We start from the raw sequence: 22,305 nt of genomic DNA, 5'->3' as shown, positions 1-22,305 counted from the left end.
TAAAGGGTAGAGACTGTGGTCGTGGAGAACACGTATCGACCCCGTAGAACGTGCCTCTCGGTTCCGGGAAGCAGCCTGAAGATGATCGAGAAGGCCAGAAGCCTGCCCGCTGACGAGGTGTTCCTCGACCTGGAGGACGCGGTTGCGCCCGAGGCCAAGGAATCGGCTCGTGCGCAGGTGACGGAGGCGCTGGCCGACGACGGCTGGGCCGGACAGCTGCGCGGGGTGCGGGTCAACGACTGGACCACACCGTGGACCTACGCCGACGTGATCGAGGTGGTCACCGGGGTTGCGGCCGCCGGCACCAACTTGGACCTGATCGTGCTGCCCAAGGTGACCGAGGTGGCGCACGTCCAGGCGCTCGATCTGCTGCTCAGTCAGCTGGAGGCCACGCACGGCCTGGAGCCCGGCCGGATCGGCATCGAGGCACAGATCGAGAACGCCCAGGGGTTGACCAACATCGACGCGATCGCGGCAGCCCCACGCGTGCAGGCGCTGGTTCTCGGCCCCGGGGACATGGCGGCCAGCCTCAACATGCGCACCCTTGAGGTCGGCGGGCAGCCCGACGGCTACGACATCGGCGACGCCCACCACCACGTGCTGATGCGCATCCTGATCGCGGCGCGCAACCGCGGTATCAACGCGATCGACGGGCCGTATGTGAAGGTGCGCGACGTCGACGGGTTCCGCCGGGTGGCCGGCCGTTCAGCCGCGCTGGGCTACGACGGCAAATGGGTCCTGCATCCGGACCAGATCGAGGCGGGCAACGAGATCTTCAGCCCACGCCAGGCCGACTACGACCACGCCGAACTGATCCTGGACGCCTACGAATGGCACACCTCGCAGGCCGGTGGGGCCAGGGGAGCGGTGATGCTGGGCGACGAGATGATCGACGAGGCCAGCCGCAAGATGGCGCTGGTGATCGCGGGCAAGGGCCGTGCGGCGGGGATGAGTCGGCTGGCTGAACCCTTCCGGCCGCCGAGCTGACCCGGGTCGTGCAGTGCCGCACCGTAATTCGGTGCGGTCCGCTATGCGGAGAGCACACCGATCACGAAGAGCAGGATCCATCCTCCGTTGAGGAGGGTGCCCAGTGCGCCGATGATGATGCCCGCGATCGCCAGGCCCCGGCCCGATTGTCCGGTCTTCTTGATCTGGTTGAGGGCGGTGATCCCGAGCCCGATTCCGACCAGCGCGGCGAGCAGACCGATCGCGCACATCGCGAACAGGGGCAGCGACATGATCGAGGCCACGAGCGCCCCGATGGCCACCGTGTTGGTGGTGTTGTACGGCGACATGCCATAGCCACCGGGGTATCCGGGGACACCGGGATATCCCGGCGCACCGTAACCCGGCGGGGGATAGGGCGGCGGATAGCCCGAGCCGTACGGGAACGGCGGCGGGTAACCGGCCGGCGGCGGGTAGTCGGGCGGGATGTCCGCGGGATAGTCGATCGCGGGCGGATACGGCGGGTTGACCTCGTAGCCGGGCGGCCCGAACTCGTATGACGGTTGCGCCTGGGCGGAATGCGGCAGATCCTGGGAATGCTCGATGGAAGGTGCTTCGTAGCCGCTGGACAACGGTTCGGACGGCTGCGAGCCGGGGTCGGATGGCGGCGTTTCGCCCGCGTTGCCGTCCGCGTTTGTCATGCTGATCAACCTAGCGCACGGACACCGACGCCCCGGGCGCGTGACGCCGGCACCAAATCCGGTGTGAGGGCGTTGCTGTAACGAGAGCAGCCGCCGAGGGGGCGGTGCGGAGGAGAGTGAAGTTCGACATGACGAGCCCATTTCAGTCCGGTCAGACACCGGGTGCCGCGCCCGCGGCACGCGGTGCGTTGCCGACGCCGCCCAAAGGCTGGCCGATCGGTTCCTATCCGACGTACGCGGAGGCCCAGCGTGCCGTCGACTACCTGTCCGACCAACAGTTCCCGGTGCAGCAGGTGACCATCGTCGGGGTGGACCTGATGCAGGTTGAGCGGGTCACGGGGCGGCTGAGCTGGCCCAAGGTGCTCGGCGGCGGTGTGTTGTCGGGAGCCTGGCTCGGCCTGTTCATCGGCCTGATCCTCGGCTTTTTCAGCCCCAACCCGTGGAGCGCGCTGCTCACCGGCCTGATCGCCGGTGTCTTCTTCGGCTTGATCACCTCGGCCATCCCGTATGCGATGGCTCGCGGCACAAGAGATTTCAGTTCGACGATGCAGCTGGTCGCGGGCCGCTACGACGTCTTGTGCGATCCTCAGAGTGCCGAACAGGGCCGGGACCTGCTGGCGCGCTTGACGATCTGACCCGCGGCCCGGCGGCGGGCCGGACGCGGTGGCAAAGGTGCGCAGGTCACGATTGTGACGCGGCACGCCCAAACTGTTGCACATACGCGGGCAGAGCTCTACGGTTTGCGCGCGGGAGCCGCTCCGGCGGCGACAGATTACTCGGACGGAGGCACAGCGGTGCGCGCTCGGCGGCTATGTGCTGCGGCAGTGGCCGCGTTGGCGACGGCCTCGGTGGTGTCGGCTTGTGGTAAGGGCGACGACGGGATCGTCATCAACTACTACACCCCGGCCAACGAGATGGCGACTTTCACCGCCGTGGCCGAGCGCTGCAACACCGAACTCGGCGACCGTTTCACCATCAAACAGGTGAGTTTGCCGAAAGGCGCTGACGACCAACGGTTGCAGCTGGCCCGGCGCCTCACCGGTAACGACAAGACCCTCGACATCATGGCGCTCGACGTGGTCTGGACCGCCGAGTTCGCCGAGGCCGGCTGGGCCGTCCCGCTGTCGGAGGATCCGGCGGGTGAGGCCGAGTCCGATGCGGAGTCGAACACCCTGCCCGGACCGTTGGAGACGGCGCGCTGGCAAGGCAAGCTGTACGCATCGCCGATCACCACCAACACCCAATTGCTTTGGTATCGAGCCGATTTGATGGATGAGCCGCCGGCCACCTGGGACGGCATGGTCTCCGAGGCGAACCGTCTGCACGCGGCGGGCAAGCCCAGTTGGATTGCGGTACAGGCCAAGCAGTACGAGGGCCTGGTGGTGTGGTTCAACACGCTGCTGGCCAGCGCGGGCGGCCAGGTGCTCTCCGATGACGGCAAGACGGTCACCCTGACCGATACCCCGGAGCATCGCGCGGCGACGGTCAAGGCGCTGCAGATCATCAAGTCGGTTGCCACCGCGCCCGGCGCGGACCCGTCGGTGACCCAGACCGACGAGGGGACCGCCCGACTCGCGCTCGAGCAGGGCAAGGCCGCACTCGAGGTCAACTGGCCATTCGTGCTGCCCTCGCTGCTGGAGAACGCTGTCAAGGGCGGGGTGAACTTCCTGCCGCTGAACGAACGTGCCGATCTCGCCGGGGCCATCAACGATCTCGGCACCTTCTCGCCGACCGACGAGCAGTTCCAGTCGGCGTACGAGGCGAGCAAAGACGTGTTCGGGTTCGCAAACTATCCGGGCGTGCGTGACGGGGAGCCGGCCAAGGTGACCCTCGGCGGGTTGAACCTCGCGGTGGCCAAGACCAGCAGGCACAAGGCCGAGGCGTTCGAAGCCATCCGCTGCCTGCGCAACGTCGAGAACCAGCGCTACACCTCGGTCGAGGGCGGGTTGCCCGCGGTGCGCGAGTCGCTCTACGACGATCCGGCATTCCAGACCAAGTATCCGCAGTACGCGATCATCCGCGAGCAGCTGACCAATGCCGCGGTACGGCCCGCGACGCCGGTGTATCAGGCTGTGTCCACCCGCATTTCGGCCGCCCTGGCCCCGATCACCGACATCGATCCGGAGCACACCGCCGATGAGCTGACCGAACAGGTGCAGAAGGCCATCGACGGCAAAGGGTTGATCCCGTGAGCACCACGAAAAGCGGCAACCGCACCTCCGAACGCAAGTTGGCGTTCGGACTGATCGCACCCGCGGTGATTCTGATGATCGCGGTGACCGCCTACCCGATCGGCTACGCGGTGTGGCTGAGCCTGCAGCGCTACAACCTGGCCGCCCCGGACGACACGGCCTTCGTCGGGTTCGCCAACTACCAGACCATCCTCACCGACCGCTACTGGTGGACGGCATTCGTGGTGACGCTGGCGATCACCGTCGTCTCGGTGACGATCGAGTTCGTGCTCGGCATGGCTCTGGCACTGGTCATGCACCGCACCATCTTCGGTAAGGGCGTGGTCCGCACCGCGGTGCTGATTCCCTATGGGATCGTGACGGTGGCCGCCTCCTACAGCTGGTACTACGCCTGGACACCGGGCACCGGTTACCTGGCCAACCTGCTGCCCGACGGCAGCGCCCCGCTGACCGAACAGTTGCCGTCATTGGCCATCATCGTGCTCGCCGAGGTCTGGAAGACCACGCCGTTCATGGCGCTGCTGCTGCTGGCGGGCCTGGCGCTGGTGCCGCAGGATCTGCTCAACGCGGCCGAGGTCGACGGGGCCGGAGCCTGGACGCGGCTGGTGAGAGTCATTCTGCCGCTGATCAAACCGGCCATCCTGGTCGCGCTGCTGTTCCGCACCCTCGACGCGTTCCGGATCTTCGACAACATCTATGTGCTGACCGGGGGCGCCAACAACACCGGATCGGTGTCGATCCTCGGCTATGACAACCTGTTCAAGGCCTTCAATCTCGGATTGGGTTCGGCCATCAGCGTGTTGATCTTCCTGTCGGTGGCGATCATCGCGTTCGTCTTCATCAAGATCTTCGGTGCGTCGGCGCCCGGTGCGGACGCGGAGGGGCACCGATGAGCGCTTGCGCGAAGAGCGGAGGACGATGACCGAGCGAGTGGGTGCGCGGCGCGCGACCGGGTGGACGGTCGTGAACATCCTGGTGGTGCTCTACGCGCTGATCCCGGTGTTGTGGATCCTGTCGCTGTCGTTGAAGCCGACGTCAAGTGTCAAGGACGGCAAGCTGATTCCGTCGCAGATCACGTTCGACAACTACAAGGGCATCTTCACCGGGAACATCTTCACCTCGGCGCTGATCAACTCGATCGGTATCGGCCTGATCACCACGGTCATCGCCGTGGTGATCGGCGGCATGGCCGCCTACGCCGTCGCACGGCTGGAGTTCCCCGGCAAGAAGCTGTTGGTGGGTGTCGCCCTTTTGATCGCGATGTTCCCCCAGATCTCGCTGGTGACACCGATCTTCAACCTGTGGCGGAGCATCGGGTTGTTCGACACCTGGCCCGGCCTGATCATTCCCTACATCACCTTCGCGCTGCCGCTGGCGATCTACACGCTCTCGGCGTTCTTCCGCGAGATCCCATGGGATCTGGAGAAGGCCGCCAAGATGGACGGCGCCACCCCGGCGCAGGCCTTCCGCAAGGTGATCGCACCGCTGGCCGCTCCGGGCATCGTCACCGCGGCCATCCTGGTCTTCATCTTCGCGTGGAACGACCTGCTGCTGGCGCTGTCGCTGACCGCGACGCAGCGGGCGATCACCGCGCCCGTGGCGATCGCGAATTTCACCGGCAGTTCGCAGTTCGAGGAGCCGACCGGGTCGATCGCGGCGGGCGCGATGGTCATCACCATCCCGATCATCATCTTTGTTCTCATTTTCCAGCGGCGCATCGTCGCTGGCCTGACATCCGGTGCGGTAAAGGGGTAATTGGATGGCCGAAATCGTGTTGGACCGGGTCACCAAGAGCTACCCGGACGGCGCAGGCGGCACCAGGGAAGCCGTCAAGCAGTTCTCGATGACCATCGCCGACGGCGAGTTCATCATCCTGGTGGGACCGTCGGGCTGCGGTAAGTCCACCACCCTGAACATGATTGCCGGGCTTGAAGACATCTCGTCGGGTGAGCTGCGCATCGGCGGGGAGCGGGTCAACGAGAAGGCGCCCAAGGACCGCGACATCGCGATGGTGTTCCAGTCCTACGCGCTCTACCCGCACATGACGGTGCGCCAGAACATCGCGTTCCCGCTGACCCTGGCCAAGCTCAAGAAGGACGAGATCGCGGCCAAGGTCGAGGAGACCGCCAAGATCCTCGACCTGACCGAACTGCTCGACCGCAAGCCGGCCCAGCTGTCCGGCGGGCAGCGCCAGCGGGTGGCGATGGGCCGGGCAATCGTGCGGCGCCCCAAGGCATTTCTGATGGACGAGCCGCTGAGCAACCTGGACGCCAAGCTGCGCGTGCAGATGCGCGCCGAGATCGCCCGCCTGCAGAGCCGGCTGGGCACCACGACCGTCTACGTGACACACGATCAGACCGAGGCGATGACCCTCGGTGATCGGGTTGTGGTGTTGCTGGCCGGTGAGATCCAGCAGATCGGCACGCCCGACGAGCTGTACAACAACCCGGCGAACCTGTTCGTGGCCGGCTTCATTGGATCTCCTGCGATGAACTTCTTCCCGGCCACGTTCACCGATGTCGGGGTGCGGCTGCCGTTCGGCGACGTCACCCTGACCCCGCAGGTGCACGATCTGCTGGCGCGTCAGCCCAAGCCCGACAACATCATCGTCGGAATCCGACCCGAGCACCTGGAGGACGCGTCGCTGCTCGACGGGTACGCGCGGATCCGGGCGCTGAGCTTCCCGGTGCATGCCGACATCGTCGAGTCGCTCGGTGCGGACAAGTACGTGCACTTCACCATCGACGGTGCCGGTGCCGAGGCGGCGCAGCTGGCCGAGCTGGCCGCCGATTCCGGGGGCGGCGTCAACGAGTTCGTGGCTCGGGTGTCGGCAGAATCGACGGTGGCCAACGGCCAGCAGATCCAGCTGGCGTTCGACACATCCAAGCTGGTGATCTTCGACGCCGAAACCGGGGCGAACCTGACCCGCACCGAACCGGTGGCGGCCGAGGAGCCCGAGGCCGACGAAGCCGAAGAAGCCGAGGAATCCGAGGAAGCCGAGGCCGCTGAGCCAGCCGAGGCCGCTGAGCCAGCCGAGTCGGCCGAAGCGGCCGGAGAACCGACAGAAGAGTGATCGACGTCCTGGCTGCGGTTCGCGCCCATGTGGTCGAGTACTTCGGCGCGGCGGGCATCACTGCCGAACCTGTCAGCGCCAGCGTCACCTTCCTGGGCACCGAGCGCATCGACGTGCTGCGGTTCGGGCCCGACCTGCGGGCCGGCGGTGCCGACGGTTCCGGGCTGGATCTGTATCACTATGTGACTCTGGGGTGTTCGCGTCACCCGATGTTCGATCCGACCGAACTGGTCTCCGACCCGATCCATGGTCCGCGGGCCGAGGTGGTGCTGTCGCTGCGGGGCCCGACCCCGGGCGGGCTGGCCCGGTCGCTGGCCGTCCTGGCTGCCGTGCCCGCCGTGGAGGGCCTGGTGCTGGAGGCCGACGCACTCATCGACCTGGAGACGCAGTTGTTCGACTCCGCACCGTTCAGTGCATTCCTGCTGGGCCCCAGCGATATCGGCGAGGTAGTCCTGACCGACCCGCTGTCTCCGGTGACGGTGCTCTCGGCCACGCCGATCACCGCCACCGAGGCGGCCTGGGTGCGGCTCAAGGGTGCGGATGCGATGCGCGAGGCATGGCAGACCGACGGGGTCGACGTGCTCGACCCGACCCGAAGGGCCGCCAGCCCAAGCTGATTCCGGCTAGAGCCAGTCGTTGTGGCGGAACGTGCGGTACAGCACGAAGCAGATGGTGGCCATCGTCAGCAGCACGGCGGGATAGCCCCACGTCCACTGCAACTCCGGCATGTGCTCGAAGTTCATCCCGTAAATCCCGGCCATTGCGGTCGGTACCGCGGCGATCGCCACCCACGCCGAGATCTTGCGCATGTCCACGTTCTGCTGCATGGCGACCTTGCCGAGCGCGGCCTGCACCAGTGAGCTGAGCATCTCGTCGTAGCTCGTGACGCGATCGGAGGCCTGCACATTGTGGTCGTGCACGTCGCGCATGTACCGGCGCACCTCGACCGAGATCAGGTCGTTGTGGTCGGTCAGCAACCGTGCCAGCGCGAGGGTCAACGGCGCCACCGCCCGGCGCATTTCGACGACCTCCCGCTTGAGCAGGTAAATACACTCGATGTTGGTGTGCGTGCCGGGGGAGAAGATGTCCTCCTCCATCGCGTCGATGTCGGTTTCCATCAGATCGGTCACGTCGAGGTAGCTGTCCACCACGTGGTCGGCGATCGCGTGCATGACCGCGAACGGTCCGAGTTTGAGGATGGCCGGCGAGGATTCGAGCCGCTTCCGCACGCCGGCCAGTCCGCCGTGCTCGCCGTGCCGGACGGTGACCACGAAGTCCGGTCCGACGAAGATCATGATCTCGCCGGTCTCGACGATCTCGCGGGCCAGTGCCACCGACTCGTGCTCGACATAGTTGATGGTTTTGAGCACCAGGAACAGTGTCTTGTCATAGCGCTCCAGCTTGGGGCGCTGATGTGCGTGTACCGCGTCCTCGACGGCCAGCTCGTGCAATCCGAAAACGTCCGCCACCGACTGCATCTGGAATTCGTCGGGCTCGTGCAGGCCGATCCAGACGAACGCCTTCTGCCCCGCTGCCTGTAGTTCGCGGACCTTGTTCAGCGCTGCGGCATGGGTGTATTTGCCGGGCAACCGGTCGCCACCGCTGTACACACCGCAATCCACCATGGCCCGTGCCACCGGGACGTGGATCGCCTTGGCATCGGGCTCCGCGGGCCGGGGCCTTGCGGTCGACCGCAAGGCCGGTGGCAAAGCGCGGAATGAGGGCATGGACTCCGACCTTCCTGCGCGGTGTGCAGCAACCTGATCAGCACAACGAATGCTACGCGTACCTACTGTTAAGTAACGCTCACCAGCGGGGAACCCTGCCCTGTGAGAAATGGCATTGAAGTACCCTTGCGCCGTGTCGGAAAGTACAGTCGCCTCCTCGCCCGAGCGCTCGCCTGCGGAGCGCACCCCGCAAGTTGTCATCGAAGACGCCGAGATCTTCGATCATCACGAAGGCGGAAAGCTCTCGGTCGAGTTGAAGGAGCCGCTGGACACTCAGCGTGCGCTGTCGATCGCGTACACACCCGGGGTCGCCCAGGTGAGCCGGGCGATCGCCACTGATCACACCCTCGCGGCCAAGTACACGTGGGCCAACCGCCTGGTGGCGGTGGTCAGCGACGGTACTGCGGTGCTGGGCCTCGGCGACATCGGCCCGGCGGCGTCGCTGCCGGTCATGGAGGGCAAGAGCGCGCTGTTCAAGTCCTTCGGCGGCCTGAACTCGATCCCGATCGTGCTCGACACCAAGGATCCCGACGAGATCGTCGAAACCCTGATCCGGCTGCGTCCGACGTTCGGCGCGGTGAACCTGGAGGACATCTCGGCCCCGCGGTGCTTCGAGATCGAGCGCCGGGTCATCGAGGCGCTGGACTGCCCGGTGATGCACGACGACCAGCACGGCACGGCGATCGTGGTGCTGGCCGCGCTGCTGGGCGCCACCAAGGTGCTCGAGCGGGACATCCATTCACTGCGCGTGGTCATCTCGGGCGCCGGTGCAGCGGGTGTGGCCTGCGCCAACATCCTGCTGAACAAGGGCATCACCGACGTCGTCGTGCTCGATTCGCAGGGCATCGTGCATTCCGGCCGTGACAACCTCAATGCCTTCAAGGCGGAGCTGGCCGGGCGCACCAACCCGCGCAAGCTCACCGGCGGTGTGGCCGAGGCGCTCGAGGGCGCCGACGTCTTCCTCGGGGTGTCGGCCGGCGTCGTGCCCGAGGAGTTCATCGCCACGATGGCTCCCAACGGCATCGTCTTCGCGCTGTCCAACCCGGATCCCGAGATCCACCCGGACGCCGCCCGCAAGTACGCGGCGGTCGTGGCGACCGGGCGCAGCGATTTCCCGAACCAGATCAACAACGTGCTGGCCTTCCCCGGGGTCTTCCGCGGTGCGCTGGACGCCGGTGCCCGTCGCATCACCGAGAAGATGAAGGTGGCGGCTGCCGAGGCGATCTTCTCGGTCGTCGGCGACGATCTGGCGGTCGACCACATCGTGCCCAGCGCGCTGGATCCGCGGGTCGGCCCTGCGGTTGCGGCCGCGGTCGCAGCGGCGGTTGACCCCGCAGAGTCCTGAGCTCACTGATGCGCCGCACCCTGGCGTCGGCGCTGTTGACAATGTTGACGCTGCTGGCACCGGTGCTGGGGGGATGCGCGGCCAATTCGGCCCCGGCCGTTCTCACGGTCGGGGCGGGGCAGGGGCCCGAGTCGGCGCTGCTCGGCCATCTGTACGCGGCGGCGCTGCGCTACTACGGCACGCCGGCCGCGGTCACCGAGACCGACGGTGTCCCCAGCGTGCTGGATTCCGGATCGGTGACGGTGCTGCCGGGGTTCACCGGCCGGTTCCTGACCGAGCTGAATCCGAACGCGACGGCCCGCGCGGACGAGCAGGTCTACCGGGACCTGGTATCGGCGCTACCCGAAGGTGTCGCGGCCGGTGACTACACCATGTCGGCGCAGGACAAGCCCGCTCTGGTGGTCACCGAGGCCACGGCCACGGCGTGGGGCGGAACCGATCTGAGCGCGCTGCGCCGCAACTGTGCACAGGCGCGGCCGGGTGCGGTGAAGGCGATGCGGGTGCCTGCGGTGGTGGGCTCGTGCACGCTGCCCAAGGCGCTCGTGTTCCCCGATGACAAGAGTCTGTTCGCGGCGCTGCGGGCCGGCAAGATCAACGCGGCGTGGTCGACGACGGCCGATCCGGCCATCCCGTCGGACCTGACCGTGCTGGCCGACAAGACGTCGCTGATCCGTGGTGACAATGTGGTGCCGCTGTATCGACGCAACACGCTCGACGAGCGCCAGATCCTGGCGCTCAACGAGATCGCCGGTGTCCTCGACACGGGGTCGCTGGCCGATATGCGCAGGCAGGTCGCCGAGGGCAAGGATCCCGGTGCGGTGGCCGATGCCTTCCTCCAGGCCAACCCGCTGGGCCACTAACCCCGCTCCGCGAGCGACCGTGTCTGTACGCAGACACGCCGCACATCGCGTACCTCAGCGGTCGCTCGCGGGGCAGAGGGATCAGCGCGGGATCATGCGACCCATCGCGGAGGCGAACAGCTTCTGGTATCCGGAGCCGGTGATCCGCACGATGACGTCGAGGATCTTGGCGTCGGGACCGACGAGCACGCGCGCCTTGTCCTTGCGCACCGCCTCGAGGATGATCTTGGCCGCGCGCTGCGGAGTGGTGTTGGCCAGCTTCCGGTCGAAGGTCTCCGCGAGCGCCTTCTGATCCAGTCCCTCGGCGACGGTGGCATTGCGCGCGATGGCGGTCTTGATCCCGCCCGGGTGTACACACGTCACCTTGACGGGATGCTTGGCCAGGGCCATCTCCTGGCGCAGTGCCTCGGTGAAGCCGCGCACCGCGAACTTGGCCGAGTTGTAGGCGGCCTGGCCGGGAACCGAGAAGATGCCGAACAGGCTGGAGACGTTGACGACGTGCCCGTCGCCGGAGGCGATCAGGTGCGGCAGGAAGGCCTTGGTGCCGTTGACGACGCCCCAGTAGTCGACGTCCATGACCCGTTCGATGTCCTTGAATTGGCTGACCTCGACGTCGCCGCTGAATGCGATGCCTGCGTTGTTGTAGATCTGGTTGACCTTGCCGAAATGCTCCTTGACCGCGTCGGCGTAGAGCAGGAAAGCCTCGCGCTCGGTGACGTCGAGCCGGTCGGTCTTGACCTCGGCGCCGATCGCCTTGAGGCGTTCCTCGGTGACCGCCAGGCCCTCGGTGTCGACGTCGCTGATCGCCAGTTTGGCGCCCGAACGTCCCAGCTCGATGGCCAGCGCCTGCCCGATGCCCGATCCGGCGCCGGTGACAACGGCGACCTTTCCGGCGAAGCCCTCCATAGAACACTCCCTCGCGTAGTCCGACACGTGTTGAGTTACGAGGCTACGCGGTACCGGCGGTCTCGCATATGGCGGCCTCCGCTGCGGCGGCTTCCTGCCACACATCGGCCAGGACCTGCAGCGGGACGTCCAGAGCGGTGCTCAGTCCGACGACCGTGCCGAACGCGGGGGAGGGCAACCGTCCCGTCTCGATCTTGCGCAGCGTCTCCGGGGAGATGCCGGCGTGCTGGGCCACCTCGTCGAGTGAGCGCGTGCCCCGGGCCGCCCGCAGGGTCTCGCCGAGCCGTCGGCCGGCCGCGATCTGTGCGGGTGTGAGCGGGGTGCGGACCACGGCACCACGGTAGCGCCGGTATTTGTATACCGCTAGTGTTGGTATTTAAATACCGAGGAGGATGTGGACATGATCGAGCTGAAGACCGGGGCCGAGATCGAGAAGATGCGGGTCACCGGGCGGTTCGTGGCCGAGGTGCTCGGCGAGCTGAGCGGGCTCGCCGCGATCGGAGTCAACCTGCTCGACCTCGAACACCACGCTCGCGACATGGTCAAACGGCGCGGCGCGGAGTCCTGCTATTGGGACTACGACCCGTCGTTCGGCCGAGGGCCGTTCCGCAACGTCATCTGCCTGTCGGTCAACGACGCTGTGCTGCACGGCCTTCCGCACGACTACCGGCTGCGTGACGGTGACGTGCTCAGCATGGACTTCGCGGTGTCGATCGACGGCTGGGTCGCCGACGCGGCCCGCACCGTGATCGTCGGGACCCCCGCAGCCGCCGACGTGCGCCTGGTCCGGGCCACCGAGGAGGCGCTGGCCGCCGGAACCGCCGCGGCCCGGCCCGGTAACCGGCTCGGCGACATCTCGGCCGCCATCGGCGCCGTCGCGGCCGATTACGGCTACCCGGTCAACCTCGAATTCGGTGGGCACGGTCTGGGCCGGACCATGCACGAGGACCCGCACGTGCCCAACCGGGGCAAGCCCGGCCGTGGCATGAAGTTGCGGGCCGGGATGACCCTGGCGCTCGAGCCGTGGCTCGCCGCGGGCACCAACCGCATCGTCTACGACCGCGACGGCTGGACCATCCGATCGGCCGACGGCTCCCGCACCGCCCACACCGAGAACACCGTGGCGATCACCGAATCGGGCCCGCTGGTATTGACGTGCTAAGCCCTGCTGACGACGCTAATGCTCGGGACGCAGCAACAGCGTGGCGATGACGCTGATGACCGCGGTGGCCACCAGGTAGCCGCACGCCAGCCACGGTGCGCCGCCACCCGCGGCGATCAGCGCCGTGAGGATCAGCGGCGTCAGGCCCGAGGCGTAGACACCGGAGAGCTGATACACCGTCGACAAGCCCGTGTAGCGGGTGCGGGTCGGGAACAGCGACGCGTAGAGCGTGCCCTGCGCGCCGTAGAACCAGGCGTGAATGACGCCGAACGCCAACAACATTCCCACCGCGTACGCCACGATGCTGCCGGTGCCGAACAATGCGAACGCCGGGAACACCACCACGGCGTACGCGGCGATGCCCGACGCGTAGACGGCCTTCGGGCTGAACCGGTCGGCCAGCAGACCCGAGACCGGCAGCAGTACCGCCATGAGCAGCGCCGCCGCGGTCACCACGACCAGTACGGGCACCTTGCCCAGGTGCAGGGTCGCGGTGGCGTACGAGATGGTGAACACGCCCCAGGTGTTGAACGCGGCGCCCTCGCCCCAGCGTGACAGCAGGCCCAGCACGGTCGAGCGCAGCGTCGGGGGACGGAAGATCTCCTTCACTGGGACCGCCGAGCGTTCGTCGTCATCGCGCAGCTTCTCGAACGCCGGGGTCTCGGCCACCCGGAACCGCACCACGACGCCGAAGATCACCAACACGACGCTGAACAGGAACGCGATCCGCCACCCGTAGGCCTGGAATGCCTCGGCCGACAGCCAGAGCTGCAACAGCACGAACACCCCGGTGCCCAGCGCCAGGCCCAGCGCCAGCCCGACCTGCGGGATGCTGCCGAACAATCCCCGGCGATGACGAGGGCTGTGCTCGACAGCCAGCAGCACCGCGCCGGCCCACTCACCGCCGAGGGCGAATCCCTGGACCACACGCAGCACCAGAAGCAGGACCGGTGCCAGCACGCCGATCTGCGCCGCGGTGGGCAGCACACCCATCAGCGCGGTCGCCACGCCCATCAACAGCATGGTCAGGGCGAGCGTCTTCTTGCGGCCGATCCGGTCGCCGATGTGACCGAAGACGAATCCGCCGATGGGGCGGACCAGGAACCCGACCGCGAAGGTGGCGAATGCCAGCATCGTGCCGACGAAGGAGCTCTGGTCCGGGAAGAAGGTGTGGTTGAACACCAGGCTCGCGGCCGTGGCGTACAGGAAGAAGTCGTACCACTCGATCGTCGTCCCGAGCACGCTGGCCAGGACCGCGGTACGCACCGTGTTGGGAGCGGTGGGTGCCGGCGCCTCGCCTACGAGCGGGTCAGCTTCGATAGTCACCCTAGATGAGTAGCCGCCGGCCCTGGTGCGGCCCAGGGTTGTACGCGCGGTGATTCGAATGCGCGCGCCCGGACCCCCGGAACAACGAAATGGTCGCTACCGGCGTGCGGCAGCGACCATTTCGTTGATTTCGGTGATCAGACCGAGCGGGTTACCCGAATGCCAGGTCGATGATCTCCTGCTGCTCGACGGCATGCACCTTCGAGGACCCCGAGGACGGAGCCGACATCGCGCGCCGGGAGATCCGCTTGATCGGGTTGAAGTAGTCCGGCAGCACCTCGGGCAGGGTCAGGCCCAGCGACGGCCATGCACCCTGGTTGGCCGGCTCCTCCTGTACCCAGAACTTCTCCGTGACGTTCGGGTAGCGGTCCAGTGTCTCGGCCAGCCGGCGCCGCGGCAGCGGGGCGAGCTGTTCGAGACGGACGATCGCGACGTCCTCACGGTTGTCCTTGGCCTTGCGCGCCGCCAGGTCGTAGTAGATCTTGCCGCTGCACAGCAGGACTCGGGTGACCTTGCCGCGGTCGCCCTCACCATCGGTGTAGGAGGACTCCTCCAGCACCGAGCGGAACTTGTTCTCGGTGAAGTCGCGGATGTCGCTGACGGCGGCCTTGTTGCGCAGCATCGACTTCGGGGTGAAGACGATCAGCGGACGCTGGATGCCGTCAAGGCCGTGCCGGCGCAACAGGTGGAAGTAGTTCGCCGGGGTCGACGGCACCGCGATGGTCATCGAACCCTCGGCCCACAGCTGCAGGAAGCGCTCGATGCGGCCCGAGGTGTGGTCGGGACCCTGTCCCTCGTGGCCGTGCGGCAGCAGCAGCACGACGTCGGAGAGCTGGCCCCACTTGGCCTCACCGGAGCTGATGAACTCGTCGATGATCGACTGCGCGCCGTTGACGAAGTCGCCGAACTGGGCCTCCCACAACACCATTGCGTCGGGGTTGCCCACCGAGTAGCCGTATTCGAAGCCCACTGCGGCGTACTCCGACAGCGCCGAGTTGTAGACCAGCAACTTGCCGCCGGTCGGGGTGCCGTCGGAGTTGGTGGCCAGCAGCTGCAGCGGCGTGAACTCCTCGCCGGTCTTGCGGTCGACGATCACGGCGTGACGCTGGGTGAACGTGCCGCGCTGGGTGTCCTGGCCGCTCAACCGGACCAGCTTGCCCTCCGAGATGAGCGACCCGAGCGCCAGCAGTTCGGCGAACGCCCAGTCGACCTTGCCTTCGTAGGCCATCTCGCGGCGCTTCTCCAGCACCGGCTTGACGCGCGGGTGCACGGTGAACCCGTCCGGCAGGGCCAGATGGGCATCGCCGATGCGGGCCAGCAACGACTTGTCCACTGCGGTCGCGAGCCGCTGCGGGATCTGCTGGTCGGATTCGACCGACTCGCTGGGCTCGGCCGCGTGCTTCTCCAGTTCGCGAACCTCGTTGAACACCCGCTCCAGCTGACCCTGGTAGTCGCGCAGGGCGTCCTCGGCCTCTTTCATCGAGATGTCGCCGCGGCCGATCAGGGCTTCGGTGTAGGCCTTGCGGGAGCCGCGCTTGGTGTCGATGACGTCGTACATGTACGGCTGGGTCATCGACGGGTCATCGCCTTCGTTGTGTCCGCGGCGGCGGTAGCACAGCATGTCGATGACGACGTCCTTCTTGAACGCCTGGCGGAAGTCCACTGCCAGCCGCGCCACCCAGGCGCAGGCCTCCGGGTCATCGCCGTTGACGTGGAAGATCGGCGCGCCGATCATCTTGGCGACGTCCGTGCAGTACTCGCTGGACCGCGAATCCGTTGGCGCCGTGGTGAACCCGATCTGGTTGTTGACCACGATGTGGACGGTGCCGCCGGTCGTGTAACCGTCGAGCAGGGCGAGGTTCAGCGTCTCGGCGACCACGCCCTGGCCGGCGAACGCCGCGTCGCCGTGCAGCATCAGCGGGACGACGGGGTACTCGCCGGAGACGTCGGCGTCCCTGCTGCCGTCCAGCAGATCCTGCTTGGCCCGCACCAGACCCTCGAGCACCGGGTCGACCGCCTCGAGATGTGACGGGTTGGCGGTGAGCGACACCTGAATATCGTTGTCGCCGAACATCTGGATGTAGTTGCCGGACGCGCCGAGGTGGTACTTCACGTCACCGGAGCCGTGCGCCTGCGACGGGTTCAGGTTGCCCTCGAACTCGGTGAAGATCTGGCTGTACGGCTTGCCGACGATGTTGGCCAGCACGTTGAGCCGGCCGCGGTGCGGCATACCGATGACCACCTCGTCGAGGCCATGCTCGGCGGCCTGGTCGATCGCGGCGTCCATCATCGGAATGACGGTCTCGGCGCCCTCCAGCGAGAAGCGCTTCTGCCCAACATATTTGGTCTGCAGGAAGGTTTCGAACGCCTCGGCCGCATTGAGCTTGGACAGGATGTACTTCTGCTCGGCGACGGTCGGCTTGTCGTGCTTGATCTCGATGCGCTCCTGCAGCCACTTCTGCTGCTCGGGCTCGAGGATGTGGGTGTACTCGACACCGATGTGGCGGCAGTACGCGTCGCGCAGCACCGACAGCACGTCGCGCAGCTTCATGTACTGCTTGCCGGCGAACCCGTCGACCTTGAATTCGCGGTCGAGGTCCCACAGCGTCAGGCCGTGGGTCAGCACGTCGAGGTCGGGGTGGCTGCGGAAGCGGGTCTTGTCCAGGCGCAGCGGATCGATGTCGGCCATCAGGTGACCGCGATTGCGGTAGGCCGCGATCAGCTCGATGATCCGGGCGTTCTTGTCCGTGATCGAGTCGGGGTTGTCGGTCCGCCAGCGCACCGGCTCGTACGGGATGCCGAGTTCGCGGAAGATCTCGTCGTAGAACTCGTCGTCGAGCAGCAGCTGGTGGATGGTGCGCAGGAAATCGCCCGATTCCGCACCCTGGATGATGCGGTGATCGTAGGTCGAGGTCAGGGTGATCAGCTTGCCGATGCCGACCTCGTTGATGCGCTCCTCGCTGGCGCCCTGGAACTCGGCCGGGTACTCCATGGCGCCCGCGCCGATGATGGCGCCCTGACCGGCCATGAGCCGCGGCACCGAGTGCACGGTGCCGATGGTGCCCGGGTTGGTCAGCGAGATGGTGACCCCGGAGAAGTCCTCGGCGGTCAGCTTGCCGTCGCGGGCCCGGCGCACGATGTCCTCGTAGGCGGCGATGAACTGGCCGAAGTGCATGGTCTCGCAGCGCTTGATCGCGGCCACGACCAGTGAGCGGTTGCCGTCCTTGCCGGGCAGGTCGATGGCCAGGCCCAGGTTCGTGTGGGCCGGCGTGACCGCGGCGGGCTTGCCGTTGGCCTCGGCGAAGTACCGGTTCATGTTCGGGAACTTCTTGACCGCCTGCACGATGGCGTAGCCGAGCAGGTGCGTGAAGCTGACCTTGCCGCCGCGGGTGCGCTTGAGGTGGTTGTTGATGACGACGCGGTTGTCGATCATCAGCTTGGCCGGGATGGCCCGCACGCTCGTCGCGGTGGGCACCTCCAGCGAGGCGTTCATGTTCTTGACGACGGCCGCGGCGGCGCCGCGCAGCACCTGCGTCTCGTCACCCTCGGCTGGGGTGGGTCCCGCCTTTGCAGGCTTGGCCGGGGCCGCCTTCGCCGGAGCGGCCGGAGCCGGAGCTGCCGGAGCCGGAGCCGGAGTTGCCGGCGCGGGAGTTGCCGGCGCGGCCGCCGCGGGAGCGGCGGGGGTTGCTGCCGGTGCTGCCGCAGGCGCCGGCGGCGCTGCCGGTGGTGTCGACTGTCCGTTGGCGACGGTGTTGTCGGTGGTGGGCTCAGGGGAGTAGTCGACCAGAAATTCGTGCCAACTCGGATCCACCGAAGAGGGATCCTCGCGGAACTTGCGATACATCTCCTCGACCAACCACTCGTTCTGCCCGAATGGTGAAGGTGAACTGCTCACGGCAGACACTCGCCTCGATTCTTGTGTCCGGCCAGCCGTCACATGCAGGCTCGCCGCTTGTGTTCTTCTGTGGGCGGTTGACCCCGTTCGACCGCCGCATAAAGGCTATCGCCTTTCGGCGCCACCCGAGGTCGGCATGGGGGTGGCGGACTTAGCGGACGGCAGCACATGCAACGTTGCAGGCCACCGCGGCGGGGGCGCACCGAACGCCTGGCGGGCGTTGGCGACGATCTTCTTACCCATCAGCCGGTTGCCGACGCCGCCGATGACAGCACCGATGCCCACCGGCAGCATCTTGCCGAAAGCCATCGCGCCGCGCTTGAGCGTATACCGCTTGACGAAGTACTTGACCAGCCGGGAGTTGAGCTGCGAAACCACGGGCAACGGCAGTGTCGCGGCACCGTCGGACAACCATGCGCCGCTGGTACGTCCGGTGCCGAGGAGGTCGGCGATGGCGTGCTTGCTGTCGTCGCCCACGAGCACCGAGAGCACCAGCGCACGGCGCCGTTCGCGGTGATCGGCGGGTACACCGTGCACCTCGGCGACGGCCAGCACGAACACCGACGTCGCCTCCAGGAAGACCACTGTCTCGCCGGCTACGGCCGACAGGGCCACCAAGGTCCCGATACCGGGGAACGCCGCCGCGGAGCCGACGGCCGCGCCGCTGGCCATCACCGCGGCCAGGTAGTGCTTCTCCAGCCGGGTCACGATCTCGGCCGGGGTGGCATCGGGCTGATGGCTGCGCAACCGGTCCACGTATGCCTTGACCGCGGGCGCCTGCACACGGGAGCTGCCCTCGATGATGGCCGAGAGCACCTTGGCGGCGGCGCTTGGGTCTTCGGTCTCCTCGACCTTCGCCGGCAGATTTGGCTTGGACCGCAGACGCACTTCGGGGCCTCCCAGGTGTGAACCCATCGTTGACTGCCAGGCTAACGCGTGACCTGACGCCGGGAGAACGAACGGCGACCGGGTGCTGGTGCCCGGGGGTGACGGCTGTCACTGGGAACAAAAAACCGAAGTGCGGGGCTATTCAGCTTCATGGCATCATCGCGCGACGTGGACCAGACGACATCGCCAGCCGCGCCGAGCCGGATCCGGATGATCCTGGTGCTGGGGGCCCTCGTCGCGTTGGGGCCGCTGACCATCGACATGTATCTGCCGGCGCTGCCGCGGATCGCCGATGAGCTCTCGGTTTCCTCCTCGATGTCCCAGTTGACGCTCACCGGAACCCTGGCCGGCCTGGCCCTGGGACAGCTGATCGTCGGCCCGCTGTCGGACTCGCTGGGACGCAGGCGCCCGTTGATGGCCGGCATCGTGCTGCACATGGTGGCCTCGGTGCTGTGCGTGCTCGCGCCCAACATCACGGTCCTCGGCCTGGCGCGAGGTCTGCAGGGCATGGGTGCGGCGGCCGCCTCGGTGGTGGCCATCGCCGTGGTCGGTGACCTGTTCAGCGGCACGGCGGCGGCGACTGTGATGTCGCGGTTGATGCTGGTGCTGGGGGTGGCCCCGGTGCTGGCCCCGTCGTTGGGGGCGGCCGTGCTGTTGCACGGGTCCTGGCACTGGGTGTTCGTCGCTCTGGTGGTGGTGGCCGGCGGACTGCTGGTGATGGCCGCGCTCGCCCTGCCCGAGACGCTGCCGGTTTCGCACCGGCGCCCGCTGGCGGTGGGCGGCATCATCGGCACCTACATCGAGCTTCTGCGGGACTCCCGGTTCGTGATCCTGGTGCTGGTGGCCGCGCTGGGCATGTCCGGGCTGTTCGCCTACATCTCGGCCGCGCCGTTCGTCCTGCAGGGCCACTACGGTCTCGACCAGCAGGCGTTCGCGCTGGTGTTCGCCGCGGGCGCCATCGCGCTGATCGGCTCCACACAGTTCAACGTCGTGCTGCTGCGCCGGTTCTCGCCGCAGGCCATCACGGTGGCGGCGCTGAGCTGGTCGACGCTGGCCGGCGTGGTGTTCGTCGCGCTGACCGTCGCGCACGTGGGCGGGCTGTCCGCGTTCTTGGTGCCGGTGCTGGCGATCCTGGCCGGGATGGGTCTGGTGCTTCCCAATGCGCCCGCGGTCGCGCTGTCGCGCCATCCCGACGCGGCCGGAACGGCGGCCGCGCTGCTGGGCGCGGCACAGTTCGGGCTCGGTGCCGCTGTGGCGCCCGCCATCGGGGCCCTGGGCAACGGCGCGCCGGCGTTGTCGTGGGTGATGACTGCAGGCATGGCGATCGCCTTGGTGGCGCTACTGCTGGTGGGTCGGCGTAACGGTGACGAGGAGCCCAGCGAATACACGGGCGACACGCTCGACGTCGCCCCGGAGGCGGTTGTCGAGCCGGCCTGACCCGCTCCCGGGTAGCGTCGGCTGGGCCCGCCAACAACCCAACTAGGTCGGACCCGAGGCCCAACCCACCACATTCGACATGTCTCCAGTGCTGAACGCCCGCACCCCGAGCCCGCAGGGCTATGTGTCGGCGCGTGCGGAGAATCCGTGGAACGCGCTGTGGGCCATGATGGTCGGCTTCTTCATGATCCTGGTCGACGCGACGATCGTCGCGGTCGCCAATCCGACGATCATGGAAGCCCTGGGCGCCGACTACGACGGCGTGATCTGGGTGACCAGCGCCTACCTGCTCGCGTATGCGGTGCCGCTGCTCGTCGCCGGCCGGCTCGGCGATGTGTACGGGCCCAAGAACCTCTACCTGGCCGGCCTGGCCGTGTTCACCGCGGCCTCGCTGTGGTGTGGTCTGGCCGGCAGCATCGAGATGCTGATCGCCGCGCGCGTGGTGCAGGGCATCGGTGCGGCGTTGCTGACGCCGCAGACCTTGTCGACGATCACCCGCATCTTCCCGCCCGAGCGGCGCGGGGTGGCGATGAGCGTGTGGGGTGCGACCGCCGGGGTGGCCACCCTGGTCGGGCCGTTGGCCGGTGGCGTGCTGGTCGGGGGTCTGGGCTGGCAGTGGATCTTCTTCGTCAACGTGCCGATCGGAATCCTGGGTCTGGCGCTGGCAGTGTGGCTGGTCCCGGTGCTGCCCACCCAGCCGCACCGGTTCGACCTGCTGGGCGTGGTGTTGTCCGGCGTCGGCATGTTCCTGATCGTGTTCGCACTGCAGGAGGGACAGTCGCGGGACTGGGCGCCGTGGGTGTGGGCCACCGGTGCGGTCGGCATCGCGGTGATGGTTGCGTTCGTGTGCTGGCAGGCGGTCAACACCGCCGAGCCGCTGATCCCGCTGCGGATCTTCAAGGACCGCGATTTCAGTCTGGCCAACGTGGGCGTTGCGACGATCGGGTTCGCGGTGACGGCGATGATCCTGCCGTTGATGTTCTACGCCCAGACGGTGTGCGGGCTGTCGCCGATCCGCTCGGCCCTGTTGACCGCGCCGACCGCCATCGCCAGCGGTGTGCTGGCACCGGTGGTCGGCCGCATTGTCGACCGGGCGCATCCGACGCCGGTGATCGGCTTCGGCTTCTCGGCCATGGCGATCGGGCTGACCTGGCTGGCGGTGGAGATGACCCCGACGACACCGATCTGGCGGCTGCTGCTGCCGCAGTTGGTGATGGGCATCGGCATGGCGTTCATCTGGTCCCCGCTGGCGGCGACAGCGACGCGCAACCTGCCGCCGGACCTGGCCGGGGCCGGGTCGGGTGTGTACAACGCCACCCGCCAGGTCGGGTCGGTGCTTGGCAGCGCCGGGATCGCGGCGTACATGACGTCGCGCATCGGCGCCGAACTGCCGGGGGCGGCAAGCGCGGCGCCCCGCGGGGAGGGTGCGGCCGCCGAACTGCCCGAGTTCCTGCACGTGCCGTTCGCCGCGGCGATGTCGCAGTCCATGCTGCTGCCTGCGTTCGTCGCGCTGTTCGGTGTGGTGGCCGCCCTGTTCCTGCTCGGTTTCGGCAATGAATCGACCTTCGCGGCCGTGTCCGGGCACGGCGCGAACCCCGAGCCCTACCTGGATCCCCGTGACGACGATGACGACGACTACATCGAGTTCACCGTGAGCCATCACGACACCGATGGCGACTTGGCCGATGCGGCGACCGACTCGTTCCGGGCGCTGCCGCTGGCCGAGGACCCTGAAAAGTGGGAGAACATCTACGCCGAGTTCATGGCCGAGCGCGATGAGTGATTACTTTTTCTACGGCGAACAGACGCGTAGGTACCCGACAACGCGCGTTTTCGGGTACCTACGCG

19 protein-coding genes are annotated in these 22,305 nt (G+C 67.4%); 12 read left to right on the top strand and 7 right to left on the bottom strand.

Annotated features, from left to right (window positions below; genetic code table 11):
* Positions 1-21: 21 nt before the first annotated feature.
* Positions 22-987 (top strand): HpcH/HpaI aldolase/citrate lyase family protein, encoded by a 966-nt coding sequence (locus EH231_RS13035; protein ID WP_090428995.1) that lies wholly within the window; start codon positions 22-24, stop codon positions 985-987.
* A gap of 41 nt (positions 988-1,028) precedes the next feature.
* Here the strand turns inward: EH231_RS13035 and EH231_RS13030 are convergent, their stop codons facing one another.
* A complete protein-coding gene (locus EH231_RS13030) occupies positions 1,029-1,646 on the bottom strand; it encodes a DUF4190 domain-containing protein (RefSeq protein ID WP_090428286.1) in 618 nt (205 codons plus the stop codon).
* Between the two features lie 128 nt (positions 1,647-1,774).
* Between EH231_RS13030 and EH231_RS13025 the strand changes: the two genes are divergently transcribed.
* The 6 genes from EH231_RS13025 (at position 1,775) to EH231_RS13000 (ending at position 7,528) form a co-directional block, all read left to right on the top strand.
* Positions 1,775-2,281 carry a YflT domain-containing protein gene (locus EH231_RS13025; RefSeq protein WP_090428291.1) on the top strand — a complete coding sequence of 169 codons (507 nt, stop codon included), beginning with the start codon at positions 1,775-1,777 and terminating at the stop codon, positions 2,279-2,281.
* Between the two features lie 159 nt (positions 2,282-2,440).
* Entirely contained in the window at positions 2,441-3,838 is a 1,398-nt protein-coding gene (locus tag EH231_RS13020; protein WP_090428293.1) for an ABC transporter substrate-binding protein, read from the top strand.
* On the top strand, positions 3,835-4,731 hold the full coding sequence (locus EH231_RS13015; RefSeq protein WP_090428296.1) for a carbohydrate ABC transporter permease: 897 nt from the start codon (positions 3,835-3,837) through the stop codon (positions 4,729-4,731). Before EH231_RS13020 ends, EH231_RS13015 begins: the two co-directional genes overlap by 4 nt.
* A gap of 37 nt (positions 4,732-4,768) precedes the next feature.
* A complete protein-coding gene (locus EH231_RS13010; RefSeq protein WP_170856331.1) occupies positions 4,769-5,593 on the top strand; it encodes a carbohydrate ABC transporter permease in 825 nt (274 codons plus the stop codon).
* Positions 5,594-5,597: 4 nt separating this feature from the next.
* The gene (locus tag EH231_RS13005; protein WP_090428303.1) at positions 5,598-6,911 is read left to right on the top strand and encodes an ABC transporter ATP-binding protein; all 1,314 of its coding nucleotides are present in this window, start codon (positions 5,598-5,600) and stop codon (positions 6,909-6,911) included.
* Complete coding sequence (locus tag EH231_RS13000; protein ID WP_124712524.1) at positions 6,908-7,528, top strand: suppressor of fused domain protein; 621 nt, start codon at positions 6,908-6,910, stop codon at positions 7,526-7,528. Before EH231_RS13005 ends, EH231_RS13000 begins: the two co-directional genes overlap by 4 nt.
* A gap of 6 nt (positions 7,529-7,534) precedes the next feature.
* On the opposite strand, the gene corA is transcribed toward EH231_RS13000, so the two are convergent.
* Positions 7,535-8,638: a magnesium/cobalt transporter CorA gene (gene corA, locus EH231_RS12995; protein ID WP_090428309.1), complete on the bottom strand. Its 1,104-nt coding sequence runs from the start codon at positions 8,636-8,638 to the stop codon at positions 7,535-7,537.
* A 109-nt stretch (positions 8,639-8,747) separates the two neighbouring features.
* Here corA and EH231_RS12990 point away from each other — a divergent pair, with 109 nt between their 5' ends.
* Together EH231_RS12990 and EH231_RS12985 are read left to right on the top strand one after the other, a co-directional pair.
* The gene (locus tag EH231_RS12990) at positions 8,748-9,983 is read left to right on the top strand and encodes an NAD(P)-dependent malic enzyme (protein WP_409544416.1); all 1,236 of its coding nucleotides are present in this window, start codon (positions 8,748-8,750) and stop codon (positions 9,981-9,983) included.
* Positions 9,984-9,991: 8 nt separating this feature from the next.
* Positions 9,992-10,843: a glycine betaine ABC transporter substrate-binding protein gene (locus tag EH231_RS12985; protein ID WP_090428315.1), complete on the top strand. Its 852-nt coding sequence runs from the start codon at positions 9,992-9,994 to the stop codon at positions 10,841-10,843.
* Positions 10,844-10,924: 81 nt separating this feature from the next.
* Here EH231_RS12985 and EH231_RS12980 read toward each other — a convergent pair whose 3' ends face one another.
* Positions 10,925-11,749: an SDR family NAD(P)-dependent oxidoreductase gene (locus EH231_RS12980; RefSeq protein ID WP_044519757.1), complete on the bottom strand. Its 825-nt coding sequence runs from the start codon at positions 11,747-11,749 to the stop codon at positions 10,925-10,927.
* A 43-nt stretch (positions 11,750-11,792) separates the two neighbouring features.
* Positions 11,793-12,080, bottom strand: coding sequence for a helix-turn-helix domain-containing protein (locus EH231_RS12975; RefSeq protein WP_090428318.1), 288 nt, complete (start codon positions 12,078-12,080; stop codon positions 11,793-11,795).
* A 69-nt stretch (positions 12,081-12,149) separates the two neighbouring features.
* Between EH231_RS12975 and map the strand changes: the two genes are divergently transcribed.
* The gene (map, locus tag EH231_RS12970) at positions 12,150-12,911 is read left to right on the top strand and encodes a type I methionyl aminopeptidase (protein WP_090428998.1); all 762 of its coding nucleotides are present in this window, start codon (positions 12,150-12,152) and stop codon (positions 12,909-12,911) included.
* Between the two features lie 15 nt (positions 12,912-12,926).
* On the opposite strand, the gene EH231_RS12965 is transcribed toward map, so the two are convergent.
* From EH231_RS12965 to EH231_RS12955, 3 genes are all read right to left on the bottom strand, one after another.
* The gene (locus EH231_RS12965; RefSeq protein ID WP_090428321.1) at positions 12,927-14,237 is read right to left on the bottom strand and encodes an MFS transporter; all 1,311 of its coding nucleotides are present in this window, start codon (positions 14,235-14,237) and stop codon (positions 12,927-12,929) included.
* Positions 14,238-14,388: 151 nt separating this feature from the next.
* Entirely contained in the window at positions 14,389-18,132 is a 3,744-nt protein-coding gene (locus EH231_RS12960) for a multifunctional oxoglutarate decarboxylase/oxoglutarate dehydrogenase thiamine pyrophosphate-binding subunit/dihydrolipoyllysine-residue succinyltransferase subunit (protein WP_090428324.1), read from the bottom strand.
* 105 nt (positions 18,133-18,237) lie between these two features.
* Positions 18,238-19,047: a hypothetical protein gene (locus tag EH231_RS12955; protein ID WP_090428327.1), complete on the bottom strand. Its 810-nt coding sequence runs from the start codon at positions 19,045-19,047 to the stop codon at positions 18,238-18,240.
* 123 nt (positions 19,048-19,170) lie between these two features.
* Between EH231_RS12955 and EH231_RS12950 the strand changes: the two genes are divergently transcribed.
* Both EH231_RS12950 and EH231_RS12945 read left to right on the top strand, forming a co-directional pair.
* Positions 19,171-20,457 carry a multidrug effflux MFS transporter gene (locus EH231_RS12950; protein WP_090428331.1) on the top strand — a complete coding sequence of 429 codons (1,287 nt, stop codon included), beginning with the start codon at positions 19,171-19,173 and terminating at the stop codon, positions 20,455-20,457.
* A gap of 79 nt (positions 20,458-20,536) precedes the next feature.
* Positions 20,537-22,240, top strand: a complete 1,704-nt coding sequence (locus EH231_RS12945) for a DHA2 family efflux MFS transporter permease subunit (RefSeq protein WP_090428334.1) — start codon at positions 20,537-20,539, stop codon at positions 22,238-22,240.
* Positions 22,241-22,305 lie beyond the last annotated feature (65 nt).

The organism is Mycolicibacterium nivoides, from assembly GCF_003855255.1.
GTDB classification, from domain to species: Bacteria; Actinomycetota; Actinomycetes; order Mycobacteriales; family Mycobacteriaceae; genus Mycobacterium; species Mycobacterium nivoides.
The sequence above is the reverse complement of the archived record's forward strand: the minus strand, read 5'-3'. Positions and strand labels throughout refer to the sequence as shown.